General features: G+C 39.0%; 1 rRNA gene. It reads right to left on the bottom strand.

Going from position 1 to position 259, the window contains the following annotated elements:
* Positions 1–109, bottom strand: a 23S ribosomal RNA gene (locus H5200_RS23820); the annotation flags it as partial.
* Between the last annotated feature and the right edge of the window lie 150 nt (positions 110–259).

Here is a 259-nt window from a genome sequence, read left to right as displayed (position 1 = left end):
CTAGTCTCAAGCGCTTTTTACTAGCTTGACTAGGCTTATCGCAAGTTAATACGTCCTTCATCGCCTCCAACTGCCAAGGCATCCACCGTGTACGCTTAGTCACTTAACCATACAACCCAAACGGGCCTTTGTTTTGTGACAGTTTAACTTCGCCAGAAGTTAATATTGAATACTAAAGTAGATACCAATCAACAAACAAAACGTTCATTAAATGGCACTGAATGATACTGCTATCATTCTTTTTTACTTTTGAAAACTC

It is taken from the genome of Pseudoalteromonas sp. SG43-7 (assembly GCF_014164295.1).
Taxonomy (GTDB): domain Bacteria; phylum Pseudomonadota; class Gammaproteobacteria; order Enterobacterales; family Alteromonadaceae; genus Pseudoalteromonas; species Pseudoalteromonas rhizosphaerae.
This window is presented reverse-complemented; position numbering and strand designations above follow the sequence as displayed.